A 1,837-nucleotide genomic window follows, 5' to 3' on the forward strand; every position below is an offset into this window, starting at 1 on the left:
GCCCTCGCCTCGGCGCAGGCGGCCGGTGGCGACCGCGTGCTGGCCGCCCCCGCCCCGCCGCTGCGCACCGCCGGCCGGCCGCTGGGAGGCGCGAGTGATGCGCCGGCCGGGATTCAGGCCTAGGATGGCGCGGTGAACATCCTTGCCCCGCCCCGCGCCAGGCTGCAGATCGAGGTCGTCTTCGACCTGGTCTGCCCTTGGTGCTACCTCGGCACGCGGCGGCTGCGCCGGGCGCTGCGCACGCGGCCCGACATCCTGGCCGAGATCCTCTGGCGGCCCTTCCTGCTGAACCCGGACATTCCCGCGGCCGGGCTGCCGCGGCACGACTTCCTGACGCGCAAGTTCGGCGGCGAGGAACGCGCGCGCCGGCTGCACGCGACCATCGCCGAGCTCGGCCGCGCCGAGGGCGTGCCCTTCCGCTTCGACCGCATACGCCGCATGCCATCCTCCCTCGATGCGCATTGCCTGGTGCGCTACGCGGCGCGCGAGGGCCTGGGCGATGCCATGGTGGACACGCTGTTCCACGCCTATTTCGCCGAAGGGGCCGATATCGGCCACACCGACACGCTGGTGCTGCTGGCGCTGCGAATCGGGCTCGAGATGGGCGGCGTGCACCACTTCCTCGACAGCGGCGCCGAGGCCGATGCGGTACACGCCGAGAACCTGCGCGCGCATCGCCTGGGCATCAACGGCGTGCCCTGCTTCGTGATCGGCGGGCGGCACGCAATCGCCGGCGCGCAGGAGCCGGAAGTGCTGGAGCGCCTGATCGACGTCGCGCTCGTGGACGAGTGAGCCGCGGGGCCTTGCGCGCTGCGCGCGCCGCGTCTAATCAGGCGGCCCCGCAGGGCAGGCTTGCCATGCGGCCCCTCCGGGGCTCGGGGGCGCATAGCTCAGTGGTATGAGCGCCTGCTTGACACGCAGGAGGTCCGTGGTTCGATCCCACGTGCGCCCACCATTTTCTTTTTTCGCCCTCAGACGCCGGGCGCCGGCATCCGCCGGCTTGGCTTTCGCGCCGTGTACCGATGCGCCTGCGACGAAAGTCGGTCTGGGCGCGGTCGCGCATTCGCGCTCCCGGATCGCGCGGCGCGCGATCCGTTGGACTTCTATCCTCGGAAGCGTGGCGAGCGGGCGAGCCGCGATCCTGCCTCGGCGATGTGGATTGCTGCGCCAGCGGCGGAAGCTGGTCTGGCCGAGATCGCGCGCGCGCGCTCGCGGATCGCGCGCGGCGCGATCCGGTGTTGGCGCCCGCGCGGCTCAGAACCGGTAGCGGAAGCCCATGACGAAGCTGTTCGCCCCTTCGTACACGCCGTTGTAGGTGCCGAAGATGCCGCTGCGGTGCATGTAGCGGAAGGCAACCTCGTATTGCGGATACTCGGGCAGCGCGACGGTGAGCTCGGGCGAAAAGAAGTTCAGCCAGCGCGACTGGTTGGGCTCGGGCCGCGCATCGGTGCCGCGTTCCACCTGGGGCAGGCGCGTCACGTAGTCGGGGCCCATCGAGACGCCGAAGGTGGTGTAGACGTAGTTGGTCCAGGGAAAGCCGTCGTAGCGCAGGTAGACCGCGCCCCAGAACTCGCCGCCATTGGTGTCGCCCGAGCGATAGACGCCGCCGCCTTCCAGGTCGACCATGAAGAAGCGCCAGAAGCGGGCGAGGCGATACTGCACCGCGCCGCCCATGATGGTGTCGTCGCCCCAGGATCCGGTCCAGGGCGCGAAGATCAGGTCGCGCAGCTTGCCGTCCGCGACGGAGGATCCGATGAACAGCGTGCCCGACCAGCGCCGCGCGTCGGCCAGCGCCCGCGCGCGATCCGCCGGCGAGAGATGCGAGAGGTCCGGCGCG

The 1,837-nt window shown here is 71.2% G+C and carries 2 protein-coding genes and 1 tRNA gene; 2 read left to right on the plus strand and 1 reads right to left on the minus strand.

The genetic code is table 11. The annotated features are described in order from the left end of the window. Positions 1-132: 132 nt before the first annotated feature. Both HW578_RS26070 and HW578_RS26075 read left to right on the plus strand, forming a co-directional pair. Positions 133-792 (plus strand): DsbA family oxidoreductase, encoded by a 660-nt coding sequence (locus HW578_RS26070; RefSeq protein ID WP_198373618.1) that lies wholly within the window; start codon positions 133-135, stop codon positions 790-792. 87 nt (positions 793-879) lie between these two features. Continuing rightward, positions 880-955: transfer RNA gene (locus HW578_RS26075), tRNA-Val, on the plus strand. A gap of 299 nt (positions 956-1,254) precedes the next feature. Here HW578_RS26075 and HW578_RS26080 read toward each other — a convergent pair. Then, positions 1,255-1,837: hypothetical protein (locus tag HW578_RS26080; RefSeq protein WP_198373619.1), on the minus strand; the 583-nt coding region annotated here is incomplete at its 5' end.

Source organism: Roseomonas rosulenta, from assembly GCF_016106005.1.
Classification (GTDB): Bacteria; Pseudomonadota; Alphaproteobacteria; order Acetobacterales; family Acetobacteraceae; genus Neoroseomonas; species Neoroseomonas rosulenta.